17 protein-coding genes are annotated in these 20361 nt (G+C 58.2%); 5 read left to right on the top strand and 12 right to left on the bottom strand.

The genetic code is table 11. The annotated features are described in order from the left end of the window. The first annotated feature begins 117 nt into the window (after nucleotides 1-117). The gene (locus tag ACI3K0_RS09670) at nucleotides 118-705 is read left to right on the top strand and encodes a hypothetical protein (RefSeq protein ID WP_148147982.1); all 588 of its coding nucleotides are present in this window, start codon (nucleotides 118-120) and stop codon (nucleotides 703-705) included. A gap of 288 nt (nucleotides 706-993) precedes the next feature. Here ACI3K0_RS09670 and ACI3K0_RS09675 read toward each other — a convergent pair whose 3' ends face one another. The 4 genes from ACI3K0_RS09675 to ACI3K0_RS09690 form a co-directional block, all read right to left on the bottom strand. After that, nucleotides 994-2325, bottom strand: coding sequence for a L,D-transpeptidase family protein (locus tag ACI3K0_RS09675; RefSeq protein ID WP_183826908.1), 1332 nt, complete (start codon nucleotides 2323-2325; stop codon nucleotides 994-996). Between the two features lie 138 nt (nucleotides 2326-2463). Continuing rightward, the gene (locus ACI3K0_RS09680; protein ID WP_183826904.1) at nucleotides 2464-3750 is read right to left on the bottom strand and encodes a DNA polymerase IV; all 1287 of its coding nucleotides are present in this window, start codon (nucleotides 3748-3750) and stop codon (nucleotides 2464-2466) included. A 117-nt stretch (nucleotides 3751-3867) separates the two neighbouring features. After that, nucleotides 3868-4509 (bottom strand): hypothetical protein, encoded by a 642-nt coding sequence (locus ACI3K0_RS09685; RefSeq protein ID WP_148147985.1) that lies wholly within the window; start codon nucleotides 4507-4509, stop codon nucleotides 3868-3870. 1 nt (nucleotide 4510) lies between these two features. After that, complete coding sequence (locus ACI3K0_RS09690; RefSeq protein WP_148147986.1) at nucleotides 4511-4819, bottom strand: DUF3572 domain-containing protein; 309 nt, start codon at nucleotides 4817-4819, stop codon at nucleotides 4511-4513. 131 nt (nucleotides 4820-4950) lie between these two features. Here ACI3K0_RS09690 and ACI3K0_RS09695 point away from each other — a divergent pair, with 131 nt between their 5' ends. Then, nucleotides 4951-5322: a response regulator gene (locus ACI3K0_RS09695; protein WP_093003064.1), complete on the top strand. Its 372-nt coding sequence runs from the start codon at nucleotides 4951-4953 to the stop codon at nucleotides 5320-5322. Between the two features lie 16 nt (nucleotides 5323-5338). Next, the gene (locus ACI3K0_RS09700; RefSeq protein WP_404945283.1) at nucleotides 5339-6709 is read left to right on the top strand and encodes a PleD family two-component system response regulator; all 1371 of its coding nucleotides are present in this window, start codon (nucleotides 5339-5341) and stop codon (nucleotides 6707-6709) included. Between the two features lie 744 nt (nucleotides 6710-7453). On the opposite strand, the gene rpmG is transcribed toward ACI3K0_RS09700, so the two are convergent. The 8 genes from rpmG to ACI3K0_RS09740 form a co-directional block, all read right to left on the bottom strand. Beyond that, the gene (gene rpmG / locus ACI3K0_RS09705) at nucleotides 7454-7621 is read right to left on the bottom strand and encodes a 50S ribosomal protein L33 (protein ID WP_112457312.1); all 168 of its coding nucleotides are present in this window, start codon (nucleotides 7619-7621) and stop codon (nucleotides 7454-7456) included. A gap of 90 nt (nucleotides 7622-7711) precedes the next feature. Continuing rightward, nucleotides 7712-8896: an MFS transporter gene (locus ACI3K0_RS09710; protein ID WP_148147988.1), complete on the bottom strand. Its 1185-nt coding sequence runs from the start codon at nucleotides 8894-8896 to the stop codon at nucleotides 7712-7714. 10 nt (nucleotides 8897-8906) lie between these two features. Next, entirely contained in the window at nucleotides 8907-9590 is a 684-nt protein-coding gene (locus tag ACI3K0_RS09715; RefSeq protein ID WP_148147989.1) for an NUDIX hydrolase, read from the bottom strand. After that, a complete protein-coding gene (locus tag ACI3K0_RS09720; RefSeq protein ID WP_183826898.1) occupies nucleotides 9587-10021 on the bottom strand; it encodes a DUF983 domain-containing protein in 435 nt (144 codons plus the stop codon). Before ACI3K0_RS09720 ends, ACI3K0_RS09715 begins: the two co-directional genes overlap by 4 nt. A 2-nt stretch (nucleotides 10022-10023) precedes the next feature. After that, on the bottom strand, nucleotides 10024-12342 hold the full coding sequence (rnr, locus tag ACI3K0_RS09725) for a ribonuclease R (RefSeq protein WP_404945295.1): 2319 nt from the start codon (nucleotides 12340-12342) through the stop codon (nucleotides 10024-10026). A 68-nt stretch (nucleotides 12343-12410) separates the two neighbouring features. Next, nucleotides 12411-15077 carry a type I DNA topoisomerase gene (topA, locus tag ACI3K0_RS09730; RefSeq protein WP_183826895.1) on the bottom strand — a complete coding sequence of 889 codons (2667 nt, stop codon included), beginning with the start codon at nucleotides 15075-15077 and terminating at the stop codon, nucleotides 12411-12413. 417 nt (nucleotides 15078-15494) lie between these two features. Then, complete coding sequence (gene dprA / locus ACI3K0_RS09735) at nucleotides 15495-16640, bottom strand: DNA-processing protein DprA (protein WP_183826892.1); 1146 nt, start codon at nucleotides 16638-16640, stop codon at nucleotides 15495-15497. Nucleotides 16641-17218: 578 nt separating this feature from the next. Next, complete coding sequence (locus ACI3K0_RS09740; RefSeq protein WP_206825159.1) at nucleotides 17219-17356, bottom strand: hypothetical protein; 138 nt, start codon at nucleotides 17354-17356, stop codon at nucleotides 17219-17221. Between the two features lie 97 nt (nucleotides 17357-17453). Here ACI3K0_RS09740 and ACI3K0_RS09745 point away from each other — a divergent pair, with 97 nt between their 5' ends. Both ACI3K0_RS09745 and ACI3K0_RS09750 read left to right on the top strand, forming a co-directional pair. Continuing rightward, complete coding sequence (locus ACI3K0_RS09745; RefSeq protein ID WP_148147994.1) at nucleotides 17454-18968, top strand: MFS transporter; 1515 nt, start codon at nucleotides 17454-17456, stop codon at nucleotides 18966-18968. 25 nt (nucleotides 18969-18993) lie between these two features. Further along, nucleotides 18994-20292: an oligogalacturonate lyase family protein gene (locus tag ACI3K0_RS09750; protein WP_404945284.1), complete on the top strand. Its 1299-nt coding sequence runs from the start codon at nucleotides 18994-18996 to the stop codon at nucleotides 20290-20292. The last annotated feature ends 69 nt before the right edge of the window (nucleotides 20293-20361 follow it).

Here is a 20361-nt window from a genome sequence, read left to right on the forward strand (position 1 = left end):
CCGTCCGGTGAGTGCCCGTGGGCTCTCATGTCGAGGGATGTCTGATCGCGTCTCGCCGCTTGCCCGGCGCAGGGAATGCTACGATCATGCCGGACGGCTGAAACAGAGGGCGATCGCATGGAACTCCCGCCGACCCATGCTGAATATTTCGGACATGTGCGCACCATCATCGGCATGGTTCTGGCGCTGAGCCTTGCGCGTCTCGTCAATGGCCTGACGCGTTTCGTCCAGCACCCGGGAACGATCAAGGTCTATCCGGTTCATCTCGGCTGGGTCGTCTTTCTGCTCATCACCATCGTGCATTTCTGGTGGTACGAGTTTCACCTGATGTTCGTCCCCGTCTGGACATTTCCGCTCTACGGGTTCCTGATCTTCTACACGATGATTTTCGCCGCTTTGACAGCCTTGCTGTTTCCCGACCAGATGACCGACTACAGGGGCTTCGAGGATTATTTCGAACAAAGAAAACGCTGGTTTTTCGGGCTTCTTGCCTTTGCGGCCCTGCTTGATATCGGCGATACCATGGCCAAGGGTGAAGACTATTTCCACTCGCTTGGCATGGAATATCCCATTCGCCAGGCGGCGTTTGTCGCGATATCGATCATTGCGATGTTCATCAGGTCCAGACGAGGCCAGCTGGTTCTGGTCGTTGCCGCAATCGCCTATCAGGTAAGTTGGATTGTCAGGCTTTACGATATTCTGTGATGGATAGTTTGATGCCGTTCATCCACCCGGAGGACGGTCATGGAAGAAAAACAACACATAACCGTCCAACACTGATGGAAGCGTCACCCATGGGGGACACGGGTTTCGGGGGTACTTCCATGCCGCTCAGGTAGAAAGTGAACGTGGTCGCAATGTGGCGTAGTGCACGGTTTGACTTGCGACTTTCGTCTAGCCTGCCTCGGCTGAAAGCTTTGGTGTCGCCTTCCATGCTTCAAAGCGATACCATGTTTCAGACCGAGGCAAACAAGCTGGTCCGGATTTTGGCAATCAATACAGCCCGATACCGCCGATATATGATTCTTTTTTCGAACGGCGCGCGGGTTTCGGTTCGCTCTGGTTGAGACCTGCCTGAGCGATATTGGCCTGGGAGCGCGTAAGTGTTACGAAGTCGGTGCCTTTGCCGGTTTCCGGACCAAGACCCTGGTCCGTAATGGTCAGCGATGTGCCGTTTGCCATCAGTTCGCCGATACGCTCGCGCACGTCCTTGGGAATGTCTACCCGGTCGAGTGCCATCGCCGCAGCGTTGGGAATGCTTGAATCTGCCGGCTTGTCGATGCCGAACTCTTTCATTTCGTCAGCGGTCATCTCGTTCTTCAACGTGATCGCATGCCACTCGGCGGTCTCTGCATTCCGCTCAAGATGATCGGCTGTGAAGAAATACGTGCCGAGAGCCTGTTCCGGGTGCTTGATGCCAACAGGCGCCTCGAACAGCGGTTCGAAATTGCGGCGCACGAGGATCTGACCTGCCGGCGGCTCTTTTTCTCCGGCCGAATGATAGAGCGCAGCAAGAAAATCCTTGCTGATCATCGTGCCGCTGGCCGGAAGACCCTTCCACCGCTTATAGGCGGCGATCGCATCACGGGTCATCGGCCCTGCAATCCCGTCGGCAACACCAGCGTCGAAGCCGAGATCCGTCAGATGGGTTTGTATATCGAGCATGGTTTCGCGTGCGCCACGACGATGAATGAGTATGCGCAGCGGCGCTGGATCTTCCGGAACAACGGCCTGCAAGGAACCGGTCGACATAGGATCGGTGTCGGCCATTGCCACATCGTAGGATCCGTCGGCGGCCTTTTTCATCGCGGTCGGTCGCAGATCGGCATTCGGAAACAGCGGTTCCGATGGCAGACGCTTCAACGGCATGAAGAGGTTGGCGTTTTCGATTTTCACCGGCTTCACCGGTGCATCGGCGATCACCACATGCACGCCGCGTTCCGTCATGTCGTAGATCGCCTTGGCGGTCCCGGTCGGAATGCGAACGCAGCCATGCGATGCCGGATAGTTCGGCACATTGCCTTCGTGAAGTGCGATACCGGACCAAGTGAGGCGCTGCATGAAGGGCATGGGAGCGTTCGAATAGATATTCGATTCATGGTATTTGCGCTTCTCCAGAATCGAGAAGATTCCGCTCGGCGTCGTGTGTCCGGCTTTTCCGGTAGAGACCTTCGTGGTCGTTACGACCTTTTCGCCGTCATAGACCGTCATCGACTGCTGGTCTTTCGATACGATGATCTGGAGCGTTGCGGTGTCGGCAAAAGCAGACTGAGAAAGGATGGTCCCGGACAGGAGTCCGAGGCTGAACAAAACGCCACGCAACATGAAGACCTCTTACGCATTACAATGGTCGGCAATTTAGCGTGTTAAACTTAATCAAAATTTTCTGAAAAGTGGCAGGATCGTGTCAATTCATCACGTTCCTGCGATTTCGAAATGAATTCCCGACACGCTTCTTATGGCTCAACGACGCTTGTCGCCAAACGTGTAACCAGTCTCGACAGCCGCCTTGCCGAACTTGTCACGCAGCTTGTCCATTGCCGCTTCAGCCGCCGCCCGCCGCCCTGCCTGTTGATCGACGAGATCTGGCGGGTCCGCCAGTGCCGGACCGCAAAGATCGGTTACCCCGATCCCGAGCAGGCGGAATTTCGTGCCGTCCGTTTCCTTCTCCATCAGCGAAAGGCCGGTGCGGAAGATGCGGTCGGCAAGCTGTGTCGGGTCTTCCAGCCGCCTGTTGCGTGTCCGGCTCTTGAAGTCGGCCGTTTTCATCTTGAGCACAACCGTATGACCGGCGATCTCGTGCTTCTTCAAGCGTGCGGACACTTTTTCCGAAAGGCGTCGCAGGACAGGCACGAGGTCATCATGCCGGGAAATGTCTTCGAAGAATGTCGTTTCGGCCGAAACGCTCTTTGCCGCATCATTCAAATGCACTTCGCGCTCGTCCATCCCGCGGGAAAGCCTGTAGAGACGCTGGCCCATCGAGCCGTAGCGGCGCATCAGGTCGCCTTCCTCCATCTGCTGCAGCTGGCTGATCGTGCGGATGCCATCGGCCTCCAGCGTGGCGCTGAACGCCTTGCCGACCCCCCAGATGGTGGTGACAGGACGAGGAGCTAGGAAATCCTTCGCTTCTGCCTCGCCGATGACGGAAAAACCACGCGGTTTCTGCAGGTCGGAAGCGACCTTGGCGAGGAACTTGCAATAGGAAAGCCCGATTGAAATCGAAATTCCGAGTTCGCTCTCAATGCGCTTTGCGAATTTGGCAAGGATGCGTGCCGGCGGATCGCGATGCAGCCGTTCGGTTCCCGCAAGTTCGAGAAACGCCTCATCGATCGAAAGCGGTTGAACGAGGGGCGTAAGCTCCATCATCAGCTGCCGCACCTGACGGCCAACGCCTACATATTTTTCCATATCGGGGCGTATGACGACAGCGTTGGGGCAGAGTTCCAGCGCCTTGAACATCGGCATTGCCGATCTGACGCCGCTGATGCGGGCAATGTAGCAGGCGGTGGATACGACACCGCGCTTGCCGCCGCCGATAATCACCGGCTTGTCGGCAAGCTCCGGATTGTCGCGTTTTTCGATCGTCGCATAAAAAGCGTCGCAGTCGATATGCGCCAGCGTCAGATCGTAAAGCTCACGATGATAGACAAGCCGGGGCGATCCGCATTTGCGGCAACGGCGCGTCTCCGCCTTCTGCTCGGCAAGGCAGTCGCGACAGAAACCCAAAATTATGTCGGCCGAAGAGGTCATGTCAGGAACAAAGATTGAACATCGGCACGATAAGCCGCAATCGATTGGCACTCAAGAGGATGAGGCAAGTCTGCAATGGTTTGTTGCCGGTGGACGCCCGCTTTGCTCGGTTACGAATTAACGGCCTATATGCGCGCGAATGAGATCTCCGGCCTGCGCCCAATCAAGCGCCCTTGTAATGCCGTCATCCGGCTTCGGTGCCAGAAGATGCAGCGGGGAATCCGGCATCATGTGCAGGACAAGGCAGTTGTCGACATGGTCGCGCACCGAATGAAGATTGTGCGCCATGTCGTCGATGAAGACTGAGGGCAGGGCGCGTTCGCCATGGATGCGTCGCATTACCGGTCCCTTCGGTTCTTCCGTTGCGACAAGCGGAAAGTCGAAGCCGAGCCGGTCGAGCAGGCGTCGTCGTGGCTCGCTGTAGCGGGGCGGCATCGCGGTAAGGAACATCACGTCGGCATCGGCGCCAAGCGCATTCAGCGTATCGAGCGCGAGATCGAAAGGTGTCTGCCACTCTTCCTGTTGCTCGAAGAACGAACCGATCAACTGTTTGACCGCCATGTCCTCGACCGCGACATCCGTGCCGACAGTAACGATATTGCCGGTGAGCCTGAATGAACGCGGCAGCAGTTCCAGCCCATCCTTTTTCAGGTAGTGTTCAAACGGGGCAAAGAATTGCAGCACCACGTCATCCACGTCGCAGACGATCAGCGGCCTGTCTTTCAGGCTGATATGGGACAGGTCGAGGATTTCGCTCATCTCAGAAGTCTCCGGGACCAATATAGGGACCGGAATAATGATGATGCGCGGCAATGACAGTCTCTGGCTTGGTCCCTGTGGCTTCGCAGAATGCCAACAATGTCGGTTCATGGCCCATCACGAAGTCGATCATGCCGGCTAGGAAGCCGGGATCTGATATGGCTGACCGTATCTGATCAGGTGACACGCCGGACAGCGCAAGAAAACGCTGCATCATGTCCGGTTCGCCGGCCATCCAGCCAAGCACCGCGGCAGCCGTCTCTTCAGCGTTGACGCGTCTGGCGTCCTGTTCGGTCGTTTTCGGCGGCATTGTTCGGGAGTTACCTCTTCTCAACCAAATGGCCCTAGTCTTGGCGAAACTGAGCTCAGTGGAATCAACCATTTTGGAGCTTATATACCGAACATACGCTTTTGAAGGCGCGATTTGAGGAATGGATCGCAATGCCCAAACGGGTCATGATTGTTGAAGACAACGAGCTGAACATGAAGCTCTTCCGCGATCTGATTGAGGCGTCGGGCTATGAAACAATCCAGACCCGAAACGGCATGGAAGCGCTCGATCTCGCCCGCAAGCATCGTCCCGATCTTATCCTGATGGATATCCAGCTCCCCGAAGTTTCCGGTCTGGAAGTCACTAAGTGGCTAAAGGAAGACGACGAACTTCATGTCATCCCGGTCATCGCCGTAACTGCCTTCGCCATGAAGGGGGACGAGGAACGCATTCGCCAGGGTGGATGCGAAGCCTATGTTTCCAAGCCGATCTCGGTGCCGAAATTCATAGAAACAATCAAGACTTACCTCGGCGACGCATGATGCGGGGAGCACGGGCATGACAGCGCGGATACTGGTGGTCGATGACATTTCGGCCAATGTGAAGCTTCTCGAAGCGCGTCTGCTGGCTGAATATTTCGACGTGCTGACGGCCGATGACGGCTACAAGGCACTGGCGATCTGCGAAAGCACCCCACTGGATTTGATACTGCTCGACATCATGATGCCCGGCATCGATGGTTTCGAAGTATGCGAGCGTCTGAAGGCCAATCCCAAGACGGCTCATATTCCCGTCGTCATGGTGACTGCCCTCGACCAGCCCTCCGACCGTGTACGCGGGCTGAAAGCCGGTGCCGACGATTTCCTCACCAAGCCCGTCAATGACGTCCAGCTGATCTCCCGCGTTCGCAGCCTCGTGCGCCTGAAGGCTCTGAGCGACGAGTTACGAATTCGGGCCGACACGGCCCATAGCCTCGTTATCGAGGATATACTCAGGGGCGCAGACGGCCGCGACGATATCGGCCAGATTTTGCTTGTCGACGGTCGCGCAAGCTCGCAGGAGCGCATTACCAAGGCGCTGAAGCCGGTTTGCAACGTCGTCGCGATGTCTGATCCACAGGCCGCTATCTTCGAAGCCGCGGAAAACAGTTTCGATCTTGTCATCGTCAATGCCAATTTCGACGACTACGATCCCCTGCGCCTATGCTCTCAGCTACGTTCACTGGAACGGACGCGCTTCCTGCCGATTCTGCTGGCGGCCGAAGCCGGTGCCGAGGACATGATCGTTCGCGCGCTCGATCTCGGCGTCAACGACTACATCGTTCGTCCGATCGACCCGAATGAATTGCTGGCGCGTACGCTCACCCAAATCAAGCGGAAGCGTTACAACGATCGCCTGCGGATGAGCGTGAAGCACACGATCGAGCTCGCCGTCACGGATGCCCTGACGGGTTTGAATAATCGTCGATATCTCGACAATCATCTGAAGATACTCTTCAACCGAGCCGCGGCTCGTTCGCGCCCTCTGTCGATCTGCCTCATGGATATCGATCGGTTCAAATCAGTGAACGATACATACGGCCACGACGCTGGCGACGACGTGCTGCGCGAGTTCGCCTCCCGGATTCGCTCGACAGTTCGAGGAGCAGATCTTGCCTGCCGGTACGGGGGTGAAGAATTTGTTGTTGTCATGCCGGACACGGATGCAACAGCATCGGCTGCTGTCGCAGAGCGTCTGCGCGCCATCATCGAGAAGACGCCGTTCGTACTCAAAAATGCCGGAACCGCAATCGAGCTGACGGCATCTTTCGGCCTCTCCTGCAGCACCGGAGATGCCGACACGCCGGAGCAATTGCTGAAGCAGGCCGATCAGGCGCTTTATAAGGCCAAAGCTGACGGACGAAACCGCGTCGTTGCAAATGCAGCTTGATCACGAATCGGCGACAGAAATGACAGTCGTTTCGTAAGCGGTTGATCTCGTTCAATGGTTCCGTGCCGTGGTGGCGATTTACAGACGGAATAAATCACAGTTTTGTGGCGATCTGGAAATTCTTGAGCCTAGTGAGCCGGTGCAAAATGCCGCACGCAGTTTCACTGTTTCCAATGGGTTGAAATCCCCGGATGAAATTTGGTGAAAAGCATATCCGAGTTTAGTTGTTTGTAATTCGGTAGGCGGTTGGGCCAGAATGTCATTTTCCTTCGGAATTAATTCCGTGGCGGTTGTAGCCTCCAAGAAAACAACCCGCCTTCAGGTTGGTTTTACTTCACTGCTATTGACGAGCGTTAAGTGGTTGGACGCCGTGAGGCGCAAATTTTAACCAACAGCGAATCCATTTTTTCCTCCCAGTTAAGAATCTATTGATTTTCTTTTTCCTTTGCGCAATTTTGAACCTAACGACAAATATGTGCCATATGCGGCACTGCCATACCCCATGATGCTCAGGTCCGCCGCATCTCCTGGGTCGTGGGGTCGGTCGACCGGCAGGCATGCCAATGCGGTTCCTCGTGCCGTTATTGCAGGCTGGTCGACCCCCAAATTCAAAACGCCGCTTCCTGATGGGATGCGGCGTTTTTTCGTTTCGGCTTAAGTCGCGCTATTCGGCAGATCAGCAGGTAAAAGAAAAGGCGCCTGACCTTGCGGTCGGCGCCTTGTTCAAACCCTAAAGATCAAGTCTTACTTGATCTTGGTTTCCTTGAATTCAACGTGCTTCTTGGCAACCGGGTCGTACTTGGTCTTGGTCATCTTGTCCGTGAACGTACGGCTGTTCTTCGTCGTGACGTAGAAGAAACCGGTGTCAGCCGTCGACAGCAGCTTGATCTTGATGGTCGTAGCTTTCGCCATGGTTGTTCTGCCTCTAGAAAATAGGAAGTCGCGAGCGCAGCGTGCGCCCCGGCTAAATCTGGCGCGAAATTACAAATCGCGCGCCAAAAGTCAACTCTGTTTTGAATGGAAAAGCGTACGACACAGGGCAATCAGCACGTAAAAGCCGAAGAATGCGGCCAGTGCCCAGGCATAACCGTCGTTTCCGACGACATCCATGGCGGCCCCGATGCCCTGCGGACCGACCACGGTGCCGACCGCATAACAGAAAATGAAGGCTGCATTGGCCGCTGCAAGATCCGCTCCGCTGAGTCGCGCACCCAGATGCGCTAAGCCCACCGTATAGAGACCGGAGACGCAACCGCCCCAGAAAAACAGCACGACAGCCATGAGTAGCCAGTTGTGGATGAGCATGGGCAGGGCGAGCGAGCCCAATACACCGAGGACAGCCATTGCGGCGAGCAGCGGGCGGCGGTCTTTCAGTTTGTCGGAATAGAGACCGAGCGGGATCTGGAATGCCATGTTTCCGATGCCCATCACGGTCAGAAGCACGGCTGCCTGAGATTCCTGCAATTGTTCGCGTAGTGCATAGATAGGGAACAGCGAAAGCCCGCCGGCCGAAACCGCGCCGAAGGCGAACACGGCGGCGGTCGCCGTCGGCACGAGGAAGATGTAGTGGAAGAAATGGCGATCCGGCTTGGTGTCGAGGACCGGGCTCTCGTGCCGTGCAATAAAGATCGGGATCAGCGCCAGTAGGATGATGATGGCGCCCACCAGGAAGGGAAGGATGCCGTCGCTACCAAGCGCGGAGAAGAGCAGGGGGCCGACTGCAAAGCCGACGGCGAGCACGGTGGCATAGATGCCGAGCACAAGACCGCGGCGACGCGGCGGGGCCGCCTCGTTGATCCAGAATTCCGACAGGATGAATAGCGTGGTCGTCGCGCCGTGGAAGGCGAAACGCAGCGGGAACCACATCCAGAAGGATTGTGCGTAATAGAAGCCGAGCCCGCTTATCGAAGCGACGACAACGGCAAACATCATCGTACGCGCCACACCATAGTCATGCGCTAGCTTTGTCGTGACTGGAGCCGCAAGCATCGAGGCGACGCCGGCCATGGCCGCGTTGAGGCCGATCAGCGTCGAGGGGATGCCGCGTTTTTCAAGAATTATCGAAAGAAGTGGGAGTCCGAGCCCGATCGCAATGCCGACCGCGCTGATGGCCGCAATGGCAGCAACGAGGGACGGCCAGTGGATTTTCTCGACATGCCCGTTTTCGTCGGTCGCAGGCTGCGGCATTCATTCTTCCTTACAGTCGTGTCTGGACGAAGCGCCCGCGACGCATCGAATAGAAGGGGACGGGATTTCCAAAAGGGACGGAAGGATCGAGTTTCAACAGGTCCTTGACGTCCTCCAGTACCGTCTGAGTGATCCGCGCGAGTTTCAGACTGGAAACCGCTGCAATGTCAAGCCATTGCAAGTCTTCAAGTTCGTCCGTATCGCCGAAATGCGACATGTCGAAGACAGTCTCTTCGCAAAACCCAAGAAAGAAGCGGGTGTCATAGCGGCGAACAGCTCCCGGCGGGGTTATCGCCCGCGCGACATAACGTAACATGTCGAGATCGGGGCCATCGGCATTGACCGGCCGTATGCCGGTTTCCTCCTGCAACTCGCGAAGCGCTGCAAGCGCGAGCGCCCTGGCGCGTGCCGGTCCCATGCGGCTGGATGTGTGGGCCAGCAGCCTCTCCATCACCAGCGGGTGGAGATCATTGTTGAAGGGCAGCGCATGGTCGCCGCGGTCGCGCCGCCCGCCGGGAAACACATAGACGTCCGGCATGAACACGTGCTTGGACGCCCGACGGCCCATCAGGATCTTTGGTTGAGCGCCGGAGCGATCAACAAGGATCAGGCACGCCGCATCCTGCGTGCGGACGCGATTAGGTCCCTCGAAACGATCATCCGGCTCCGCGACATCTGCGCCTGTCGGCTTCATGCGGAAGGATCGCCGTGCTCCGGCTCCTTGCTGAACCCATGCATCCGGTAGGCCCATTGCAGGCCAATGACCCCGCCCTTGATAGGCTGAACCGTCGCGATTGCGGTCAGCACGGCAAGCGGTATCCAGATCGCCATGTGAACGAAGGGGGAGACGCGCCAGATCATGTCGGTCAGCAGGTAGCCCGTCATTAGCACATGGCCGACAACGACGATGACGAGATAGGCCGGCAAGTCGTCGGCGCGTTGAGGCGTATAATCCTCACCGCAGACGGCGCAGTGATCGACCGGCTTGAGGAAGGCGCGGAACAGTCGGCCGTCGCCGCAATTCGGGCAGCGGCAGAGAAGGCCGCGTTTGATCGAGCGGCCTAGCGGACGTTCGGGCGCGCCTTTGCCGCCATATTGGATGGTCGATCCGGCGCGCTCGTCCATTGTTATCTCCTGCGTCCGCGGGGAGGGCGTGTGCCCGGTTTTTTGGGTCCGCCGCCCGGCCTGTTGCGTCGACCCGCCTTGTGGAAGGATCTCATTGCCGTCGGAAGCTTCTTGCCTTCGCTCAGCATCTCGAACTGCAGCGCGCCGGCAAGCGGAATGGCATCCTTCAGACGCACGTCCACCGTATCGCCCAGCTGGTAGCCGAGCCCCGAGCGCTCGCCCGTTAGCGCCTGATGCGCCTCGTCATAGATGTAATAGTCGTTGCCGATTGTCGAGACAGGCACGAAACCGTCTGCGCCATAGGTGGGCAGCGAGACGAACAGGCCCGCCTTGGTGACGCCGGAAATGCGGCCTTCGAATTCCTCGCCTATACGGGTGGCAAGGTGATGTGCGATCAACCGGTTGATCGTGTCGCGCTCGGCGGCCATCGCCCGGCGCTCGAATGTCGAGATTTCGGCGGCGATATCGTCGAGCTGCGCTTCTTCCGCTGGCGTAATCCCGCCTTCGCCAAGCCCCAGCGAACCGACAAGTGCGCGGTGCACGATAAGGTCCGCGTAACGGCGGATCGGTGAAGTGAAATGCGCGTATTTCATCAGGTTGAGGCCGAAATGCCCGATATTGTCCGGGCTGTAGACGGCTTGGCTCTGGGAGCGCAGCACCATCTCGTTGACCATGACCTGATGCGGCGTGCCTTGCGCTTGCGAAAGGATGCCATTGAACGAGTTGGAGCGCATGTTGCCGCCCTTGGCCATGGAGATGCCAAGCGTAGTCAGAAACTCGCGCAGCGTCTCCTGCTTGGCGAGCGACGGGCCGTCATGGGCGCGGTAGATCAGCGCCTGGCGCTTCTTTTCCAGCGTTTCGGCGGCACAGACATTCGCCTGGATCATCATCTCTTCGATGAGCTTGTGCGCATCCAGGCGATCAGGCACGAAAACCCGGTCGACTGTACCGTCGGACTTCAGCAGGATCTTACGCTCCGGCATGTCGAGTTCGAGCGGCTGGCGGCGGTCGCGACCGATCTTCATGATCTTGTAGGCGGCCCAGAGCGGCTTCAGGATTGGCTCGAGCAGCGGCCCGGTCTTGTCGTCCGGCTTGCCGTCGATGGCCGCCTGTGCCTGCTGGTAGGAGAGTTTTGCAGCACTCTTCATCATTATGCGGTGGAAGGTGTGACCCGCCTTGCGGCCTTCTTTGGAGAACACCATGCGAACGGCCATGGCTGGCCGGTCCTCGCCCTCACGCAGCGAGCAGAGATCGTTGGAAATCCGCTCCGGTAGCATCGGCACGACGCGATCGGGGAAGTAGACTGAGTTGCCGCGCTTCAGTGCTTCGCGGTCGAGCGGCGAGCCAGTGCGCACATACCAGGAGACATCGGCGATCGCGACGGTGACGATCACGCCACCCGGATTGTCGTCAGATGTGTCCGGCTCGGCATAGACGGCGTCGTCATGGTCCTTGGCATCGGCCGGATCGATCGTGACGAGCGGCACATCGCGCCAGTCTTCACGCTTCGACATCGAGGCCGGTTTGGCCTCTTCCGCCTCATCCATGACCTGCTTCGGGAATATGTGGGGGATACCATGCGAATAGATGGCGATCATCGAGATCGCCTTTTCCGACGCGACGGATCCGACGACCGAGAGCACACGGGCGCGCGGCAGGCCGAAACGACCGGAACGTACGGTTTCGCTCTCGACCAGATCGCCATGCTTGGCATCGCCCAGACCATCGGGCTCGATCACCATTTCCTCGCCGCGCCGGTCTGTCGGCAGGAGGCGGATCTCGCCATCGGCAAGTTTGTGCACGACGCCGAGGGTGGCGCCGCGACGTTTGTCGATCACCTTGATGACGCGTGCCGTATAGGCGGGACCGGTGCGATCCTTGTTCGGGAAGATCTTTGCGAGAATTCGGTCGTTGAGGCCGGCGGCAGGGGCCTTACCCTTGCCGCGTTGTTCCGACGACTGACGGATCAGCACGGCCGGTGCCGCACCCTGGTCTTCCGGCCATTCCGCCGGACGGCCGATCAATTCTCCATCCTTGTCGCGGGTGGTGATGTCGAGAACCGTGACCGGGGGCAGGGCGCCGGGACGCGACAGGGATTTGCGGCTCTTGTTGACCAGACCCTCGTCTTCCAGCTGGCGAAGCAGGTCCTTCAACTCGACGCGCGTTTCTCCCTTCAGCCCGAAAGCCTTGGCAATCTCGCGCTTGGAGGCCTTGTCCGGATTGTCGGAGATGAATTCGAGCAGGACTTCGCGCGGCGGGATGGCGCCCTGAATGATCGCAGGTTTTCCCTTGGAACCGGTCGCCCCCGAACCAGAGGTCATGCCGCGTTCGGCTCTCTCCGCCCGCTTCCGCTGCCGGTGCGATCTGATGTCGTCGTCCTGCTCTTCGCTCACGTATCCGTCTTCTTTGTTTTCGCAGCAGTCTTCTTCGCCGGCGCCTTCTTGGCCGCCGCCTTCTTCGGTGCCGCCTTCTTGGTCTCGCCGTCAGCCTTGGCAGCAGCCTTCTTCGGCTTTGCCTTGGCCTTTCCGGAAGAGGCCTTGCCACCCTTTTCGATGATCAGCGCCATGGCCTGTTCCATCGTCACCGACTGCGGGTCCATGCCCTTGGGCAGTGTCGCGTTGACCTTGCCCCAGTTGACGTAAGGGCCGTATTTCCCGTCACGAACAGTGACTGCGCCGCCATCCGGATGGTCTCCGAGTTCCTTGAGCGCTGCCGGCGTGCCGCGGCCGCGCCCGCCCGGACCCTTGGCTGCCTTTTCGGCCAGCACGGTGACAGCGCGGTTCAGGCCGATCGAAAATACGTCCTCGATGCTTTCCAGGTTGGCATAGGTGCCATCATGCAGCAGGAACGGCCCGTAGCGGCCGAGGCCCGCCGAGATCATCTTTCCGGTTTCCGGGTTCTGACCCACGTCGCGCGGCAGGTTGATCAGCGCCAGCGCCTTTTCATGGTCGATGTCTTCCGGCCTCCAGCCCTTCGGCAGCGAGGAGCGCTTGGCTTCTTTGCCTTCGCCGCGCTGGATGTAAGGCCCGAAACGGCCCGAGCGCAGTGTCAGTTCTTCGCCGGTATGCGGATCTGCCCCGAGCGCCTTGGGTTCGTTGAGGCCGGATGCTTCAGCTTCATTGCCGTCAGACGAAAGCTGACGAGTGAAATTGCATTCGGGATAGTTTGAGCAGCCGACGAAAGCGCCGTATTTTCCGAGCTTGAGCGACAGGTTGCCGGTGCCGCAGACTTGGCAGATACGCGGGTCGGAGCCGTCCTCGCGCTTCGGGAAGACCAGCGGCGCAAGTGCTTCGTTCAGCGCGTCGAGCACGTTGGTGACGCGCAGCTCCTTGGTGTCTTCGATCTGGGCGAAGAAATCCTGCCAGAAATCGCGCAGGACCTGTTTCCAGTCGAGCTCGCCGGCGGAGATCCTGTCGAGCTTCTCTTCCAGATCGGCAGTGAAATCGTATTCCACATACTTGGTGAAGAAGTTCTCGAGGAAGGCTGTGACGAGACGACCCTTGGAATGCGGGATCAGCTTGCGCTTTTCGGTCACCACATATTCGCGGTCGGACAGCGTCTTAAGCGTCGCGGCATAGGTGGACGGGCGGCCGATGCCGAGCTCTTCCATCTTCTTGATCAGCGAAGCTTCCGAATAACGCGGCGGCGGCTCGGTGAAGTGCTGGCTGGAATTGATCTTCTGCTTGGCGAGATTTTCGCGTGCATTGATCTCCGGCAGGCGACCATCCTCGTCGTCATCCTCCGACTTTTCGTCTTCGTCGCGACGATCCATGTAGGCGCTCAAGAAACCATCGAAGCGAACGACGGTGCCGACAGCACGAAGGCCTGCCTTGTCCGCGCCATTCGAGGCAATGATTTCGACAGTCGTGCGTTCCATTTCAGCGGAGGCCATCTGGCTGGCGATACCGCGCTTCCAGATCAGTTCGTAAAGGCGTGCCTGATCGGCATCGAGGAATTTCCTCACCTGATCCGGCGTGCGATTGAAATCGGTCGGACGGATGGCTTCGTGCGCTTCCTGGGCGTTCTTTGCCTTGGTGGAGTAGAAACGCGGCTTTTCCGGCAGGTAGCGGTTGCCGAACTGATCGACGATGGCCGCGCGGGCTGCATCGATCGCTTCGGGCGCCATCTGCACGCCGTCGGTACGCATATAGGTAATGAGACCGACCGTCTCGCCGCCGATATCGATGCCTTCATAAAGCTTCTGCGCCACCTGCATGGTACGCGATGCGTTGAAGCCGATATTCGACGAAGCTGCCTGCTGCAGGCTCGAAGTGGTGAAAGGCGGGCCGGGATTGCGCTTTACGGGCTTCGCCTCGACACTGTCGACCACAAAGCTTGCGCCTTCGAGCAGGGTCTTCAGCCGGTTGGCATCATCGCCCGTCTTGACTGCGCGTGGTGCCAGGCGCTTGCCATCGGCAGACACAAGCTTGGCCTCGAACTCATCGCCGCGCGGTGTCTTCAGGAGAGCCGAGAGGTTCCAGTATTCTTCCGAAACGAAACGCTCGATCTCGTTTTCGCGATCGCAGACAAGGCGCAGCGCCACGGATTGCACACGGCCGGCGGACCGTGCGCCCGGCAGCTTGCGCCACAGGACCGGCGACAGGTTGAAGCCGACGAGATAGTCGAGTGCACGGCGGGCCAGATAGGCGTCGACCAGCGGCACGTCGATATCGCGCGGAGCGGCCATCGCGTCGAGCACGGCCTTTTTGGTGATGGCGTTGAAGACGACACGCTTTACCGGCTTGTCGCCGAGCACCTTCTTCTTCTTCAGGAGATCGAGAACGTGCCAGGAAATGGCTTCACCTTCGCGATCCGGGTCGGTCGCAAGAAACAGGCCGTCGGAGCCTTTTACGGCATCGGCGATGTCCTTCATGCGTTTCTGCGACGCGCTGTCGACCTCCCAGGACATTTCGAAATCCTGATCGGGAAGCACGGAGCCGTCTTTCGCGGGAAGATCGCGGACGTGGCCAAAGGATGCGAGAACCTTATAACCCGAGCCCAGATACTTATTGATCGTCTTGGCTTTGGCGGGAGATTCTACAACGACAACATTCATTTTCGGTTCTCTGTAATAGAGCAGGGCCCGGCACCGCATTCGGTCCAGGCGGAGATTTGCTTCCCGACATGGAGGGCGTTTGTCCCGCGGTCAAGGGCTTAAGTGAAATTAGCACATTTCGAAGGATGCAATCGGTGGATGCTTTAATCGGACTTGCAATCATGAATATCTCAAATAAAGTCCATAAAGTTTCTTATAGTGAATAAAAATTCACTGAAACTTCTGGTGGGGTGGGGCATGTCGATTCACATGGGTGGGCTCCGCGAGGGGCATTCTGTCGATAACGTTGCATATATATGCCAGATGCTTGGCGAGCTGCGGCAGGTCGCTTTCTCCGAAGGGGCAGACATGCTCTGCTATCTCATCGAGATGGCCTATGTCGAAGCCGGTGATATCAAGTCCGGCCGCCGGCCGCGCTCAGCCGGGAAGCGCGATGGAAACGGATCCTCCGGGATGGCGGTATAGACGTCCGGCCAGATCGAGTTCTAGCAGTACGAGATAGACGGACGACGCGGGAAGACCCGTGTGGCGGATGATGTCATCTATTTCAGCAGGTGTGGGGCCGAGAGCTGAGATGATCGCATACCGGTCATCGTCATCCGGCGGCACGATGGCGCCTGTCTGCGCATCCGGCTCCTCGATCATAGGCGGCTCGAAAAGATCGAGTTGCGATAACGGGGCGAGAGCTTCCAGCACATCTTCCGGTCCGGTGGTCACAACCGCACCCTGCTTCAGCAGGGCGTTGGTTCCGTGGCAGCGCGGATCGAGCGGGGAGCCTGGCACGGCAAATACGATCCGGCCGAAATCACCGGCCATCCGGGCGGTAATCAGCGAGCCGGATTTTTCCGCCGCCTCGACCACGACGACGCCAAGCGAAATGCCGGCGATCAGCCGGTTACGGCGAGGAAAATCCCGTGCTCTCGGCTCCCAGCCGAACGGCATTTCGCTGATCGCGAGACCTCCACCTTTGGTGATCTCATCGAGAAGCCCGAGATTTTCGGGCGGATAGGGGCGGTCAAGCCCGCCCGCAAGCACTGCGATCGTGCCGGTCTCGACGCTGGCCCGGTGTGCGGCGGTATCGATCCCGCGCGCCAGCCCCGAAGTGATAACATAACCGTTCTGGCCGCAGCGCCTGGCGATCATCGCCGCAAACTTGGCGCCGACGACCGAAGCGTTGCGCGAGCCGACGATGCCGACAGACGGACGTGTGGCGCTTGTCAGGTCGCCCTTGATGGCGACGAGCGGTGGAGCGCCATCTATATGCCTGAGCGCGGGCGGATAATCCGGCTCTCCGATGCCGACAAAGCAAGCCCCATGTCTGCTGGCGACTTCAAGCTCCCGCTCGGCATCCTCGATGCTGGAAATACGTAACGAGCGCGTGGCGCCGCCTCGCCGAGAAAGTTCCGGCAGCATGGCGAGTGCATTTTCTGCAGAGCCGCAATGGTTGATCAATTGCCGGAAAGTGGCCGGGCCGACATTGTCTGAGCGGATCAGCCTCAGCCAGGCGATCCTCTGCTTCTCGGTCAGCGCAATTCCCGATCTCCGTGCGCTGCCATCAGGCATGAATCGCCTCTTCGGGCAGATTGCCCGTTTGAGCCGATCTTGCTTTCGGTGCCGGCGATCAACCGCTCGATATTGGTGTTGTGCTTCACCCAGAAAATTACGGTCATGATTGTCGAATGGCTGCAATCTTGACGACACGTATGAACCACGACGCAACCGGAAAGGCAAGGGCGGAAAACGGTACCATGCGCTGTGAGCACGTGCCGGGCCCGGTGGCGGCGAGTGACGCAGTAGCGGCGAGCGCCGCCTGAAGTGACGCGGGCTTTTCCGCAGGCGCAATCGGCTTTCATGTCGTCGGACGGTCGGCTTTGATCCGCTTTTGTCGTTTTCTTTACAGGAAAGCCAAGCAGCCAGATTTGATGGCGGAAAATTTAAGGTACTGGCCGGGTCCAAAAATTAAAACAGAACGACAGGGAGCGTAAACTATCAGGAGGATAGGGAGGACAGTCTTTACATCACAGTTACGGCAGGCCGCGAAAGGCGTTTGAGACGCGCCGTATTTCGTGCCGCTGTCGCAAGCGATTTCGCGCAAGACTACGCGCGGCAATTCGGACGATGAAAGCGCTATCGGCTGCCCGTCATTTTTGACGGTAGCGCGCCATTCCGTCTTCACGCCCGGACAAAACCGGCTGCTCGCGCATACGGTTTGTTCTGATCCAGACGACCAGCTTTCGCTCTCCGCTGCCGAATGGCGGCGGCGTGATCTGCTGCGCCATTGCCTTCATCGAATAACGAATTCCCGACCGTATTGTGGTGAGAGACACAATGCGATGGGCTTCCTTTTTTCTCTGAAAACAGAAAAGACCCACGAAAATGAATGCAGCAAGGAAAATAACCTGGAAGAATTACTTTGGTGTGTCTTCCGTTAATATTTTTATTGCCACCACGCAGAATGTTTTATCTGCGTGGTTGATGTATTACTATACAACATATGCCGGCTTGTCGATAATGGCGGTGGGGACCCTGTTTGCGATCAGCAAACTGGCCGGGGCCTTTTTCTCTCTGTTTTTCGGTGAACTGTCGGACAAATTCGGCCAGACCCGCCTTGGCAAGAAATTCGGTCGTCGCCGCTTCTGGCTTCTCGCCATCATTCCGGTCCACACCATCCTCTTTCCGTTGGTGTGGCTCCCCGGCATGGGGGTGGCTTACTACTATTTCATCTACATTCTCTATAATTGCGTGCTGCGTGTTCCGCAGATCATCATCCCCACTTTGACAACCGAGATGACCACGGATTCGACCGTGCGCGCCAAGATCGAGGGTATGAAGCAGGCCGTTGGTGCGATCGCCACCACGGCGCTTTCGGCGCTGCCCGGCATCATGTTCCTCTATTTCGGCAAGGATCTGGCTGCCTTTACCTGGACCATGATTATTTGTGACGTTCTGGCCTGCGTGGCATTGTTCCTGCAATACAAGTGGAGCTTCGAACGGCCGGCGGAGGAACTGCATTTCACCCCGGGCCGAAGCGCCTGGCAGGACATGAAGTTGATGTTCCGCGATCTGGGTTCCACGCTACGGGTCCGTGCATTTCGTCAGTTGCTGGCCATGTTCGTTGCGCAGATCTCGGAGCGTACCATCTCCGGATACGTCAACACCTATTTCATCATTTTCGTCATGTTGATGAGCCCGACCGTCGTTGCCGGTGCCAACAGCGTCGCTTACCTTTTAGGCCTGCTGTTTCTGTCCTTTTTCCTCTGGTACACGATCAAGACTGACGGTGCGACCTCGTTCCGCCTCGGCGCATGGGTAACGCTGCTTGTCTTTGCCGCTTTCGCCTGGCTGGCACTGGTACGCCCACCCCACGCGGAGATCTGGCTGATCGGTCTGACGATCGTCCTGAATTTCGGCAAGACCGGCATTGCCAACGCGTCTTTCTACCTGATGTCATTCATTCCCGATGTCGACGAAATGGTCACCCGCGAACGGCGTGAAGCTCTGTTCTCCGGCGTGTTCAACTTTGTCGATACTGTCATTCAGGCATCGATCATGTTCACCCTCGGTCTGGTTTTGTCGGCCACCGGCTTTCAGCAGGGCGTGGACGTCCAGCCGGAATCCACCGTTACCAGCATCATTGCCATCTATACCTGCGTGCCATTCTGCTTCGGGCTATGGGGTATCATCGTTTCCAAGCGCTTCAAGCTCAACCGCGAGAACCACCTGATCGTGTTGCAGGAAATCGCACGCCTCAAAAATGGAGGTGACCGCAGTGCGGTTGATCCGCAGACCCGCGCGACCGTCGAATTGCTGACTGGTCTTCCCTATGAGCAATGCTGGCAGGAACCGGCTGCGGCGACGGAACACCATGTGGCGGCTGCCGCAGCACGCTGATCCCCGCACTGAAAGGAATGGACAAATGATGATGGTTGAACCAGACGACTTTCCGACAGCGAAGGACGGCATTCCTGTCGCATGGCGTGACGAGGTGACGGGAAAGAAGATTATCCGGCTGTCTGCGCAAGCGGGCACGTCCTCCCTCTATTTCCATCAGCATGCCTATAGCCATGATGGGGAACGCATGGTCGTCAGCCGACCTGACGGAATTGGCGTGATCGAACTGGGTAGTCGGCGCAACAGCCTCATCCTGGCCGACCCAGGCGCCGAAGTTCTGATGGTCGGCAGGCGAACTTCGCGGCTTTGGTACATTGATGGCAGTGGTCCTGACCGTGAAGTGCGCACTGTCGATCTTGAGGGCCAACAACGGCAAGGCCACTATCGGCTGTCGCCATCCGAGGCGATCTTCGCGGTCAATGCCGATGAAACCCTGCTGCTTGGAAGCGAGACCCATGAGGGCAAGGCGTTCAACGACGAGTTTACCTCCGGTTCGTCTGATGCGGCCGGAGGCAACGCCAATCCGCAAGGAGAGTGGATGGTCGATAGCGACATGTACCACCCCGTCACGGGCCGGCGGCTGACATTCGCGGAACAGAAGGAGGTGCATATCAATAGGAGACTGGAGAGACGTCTTCCGATGACCATCTTCGTCGTCGATCTAAAGACCGGTCTGCGTCGCGATGTCTATCATGCCACCGACTGGTTGAACCACCTGCAGTTTTCCCCCACCGACCCGCAGCAGATCATGTTCTGCCACGAGGGACCATGGCACAAGGTGGACCGCATCTGGACAATGCGCCTGGGCAATGATCCCTGCGCTCCGCTTCGTGTGCATACACGTAGCATGAACATGGAGATCGCCGGGCACGAATTCTTTGGCCATGACGGTCAAACCATCTGGTACGATCTCCAGACGCCGCGCGGCGAAGTCTTTTGGCTGGCGGGCTACGAGCTTGAGAGCGGAAGGCTGCGTTGGTACACCCTGGAGCGGGACTTCTGGTCGGTTCATTTCAACGTGTCACCCGATGGCACTTGTTTCGCCGGCGACGGGGGGGATGAAGAAATGGTCGCTCACGCCAAAGACGGCAAATGGATTTCGCTGTTCGTCCCTGAGTCGGTTCCGGACGTGGCGGGTATATCCGCGGCCAATGCCGGAGAACTCATCGATCCCGGAGTGCTGCGTGCGGTGCGTCTCGTCGATATGCAAAACCATAACTACCGGCTGGAGCCAAATCTCTCCTTCACGCCCGACGGGAAACAGTTGGTATTTCGCTCCAACATGCATGGCGATGTGCACACCTATGCCGTGGATATCGGCTAGTACATTGAGCCGAAAAAAAACGGGGCTGAACAATGTTGCTCAGTCCCGTTTGTCATAATCTCTATTGTC

Source organism: Rhizobium sp. ZW T2_16 (assembly GCF_044987325.1).
Taxonomy (GTDB): domain Bacteria; phylum Pseudomonadota; class Alphaproteobacteria; order Rhizobiales; family Rhizobiaceae; genus Neorhizobium; species Neorhizobium cellulosilyticum.

Coding starts and splice junctions, on each gene's coding strand:
- dprA (WP_183826892.1), bottom strand. CDS start 16,640: ATGCCTGATGGCAGCGCACGGAGATCGGGAATTGCGCTGACCGAGAAG.
- ACI3K0_RS09680 (WP_183826904.1), bottom strand. CDS start 3,750: ATGACCTCTTCGGCCGACATAATTTTGGGTTTCTGTCGCGACTGCCTT.
- ACI3K0_RS09710 (WP_148147988.1), bottom strand. CDS start 8,896: ATGCCGCAGCCTGCGACCGACGAAAACGGGCATGTCGAGAAAATCCAC.
- ACI3K0_RS09740 (WP_206825159.1), bottom strand. CDS start 17,356: ATGGCGCAGCAGATCACGCCGCCGCCATTCGGCAGCGGAGAGCGAAAG.
- ACI3K0_RS09675 (WP_183826908.1), bottom strand. CDS start 2,325: ATGTTGCGTGGCGTTTTGTTCAGCCTCGGACTCCTGTCCGGGACCATC.
- ACI3K0_RS09700 (WP_404945283.1), top strand. CDS start 5,339: ATGACAGCGCGGATACTGGTGGTCGATGACATTTCGGCCAATGTGAAG.
- ACI3K0_RS09715 (WP_148147989.1), bottom strand. CDS start 9,590: ATGAAGCCGACAGGCGCAGATGTCGCGGAGCCGGATGATCGTTTCGAG.
- ACI3K0_RS09690 (WP_148147986.1), bottom strand. CDS start 4,819: ATGCCGCCGAAAACGACCGAACAGGACGCCAGACGCGTCAACGCTGAA.
- ACI3K0_RS09745 (WP_148147994.1), top strand. CDS start 17,454: ATGAATGCAGCAAGGAAAATAACCTGGAAGAATTACTTTGGTGTGTCT.
- ACI3K0_RS09695 (WP_093003064.1), top strand. CDS start 4,951: ATGCCCAAACGGGTCATGATTGTTGAAGACAACGAGCTGAACATGAAG.
- ACI3K0_RS09670 (WP_148147982.1), top strand. CDS start 118: ATGGAACTCCCGCCGACCCATGCTGAATATTTCGGACATGTGCGCACC.
- ACI3K0_RS09720 (WP_183826898.1), bottom strand. CDS start 10,021: ATGGACGAGCGCGCCGGATCGACCATCCAATATGGCGGCAAAGGCGCG.
- rnr (WP_404945295.1), bottom strand. CDS start 12,342: ATGACCTCTGGTTCGGGGGCGACCGGTTCCAAGGGAAAACCTGCGATC.
- rpmG (WP_112457312.1), bottom strand. CDS start 7,621: ATGGCGAAAGCTACGACCATCAAGATCAAGCTGCTGTCGACGGCTGAC.
- topA (WP_183826895.1), bottom strand. CDS start 15,077: ATGAATGTTGTCGTTGTAGAATCTCCCGCCAAAGCCAAGACGATCAAT.
- ACI3K0_RS09685 (WP_148147985.1), bottom strand. CDS start 4,509: ATGAGCGAAATCCTCGACCTGTCCCATATCAGCCTGAAAGACAGGCCG.
- ACI3K0_RS09750 (WP_404945284.1), top strand. CDS start 18,994: ATGATGATGGTTGAACCAGACGACTTTCCGACAGCGAAGGACGGCATT.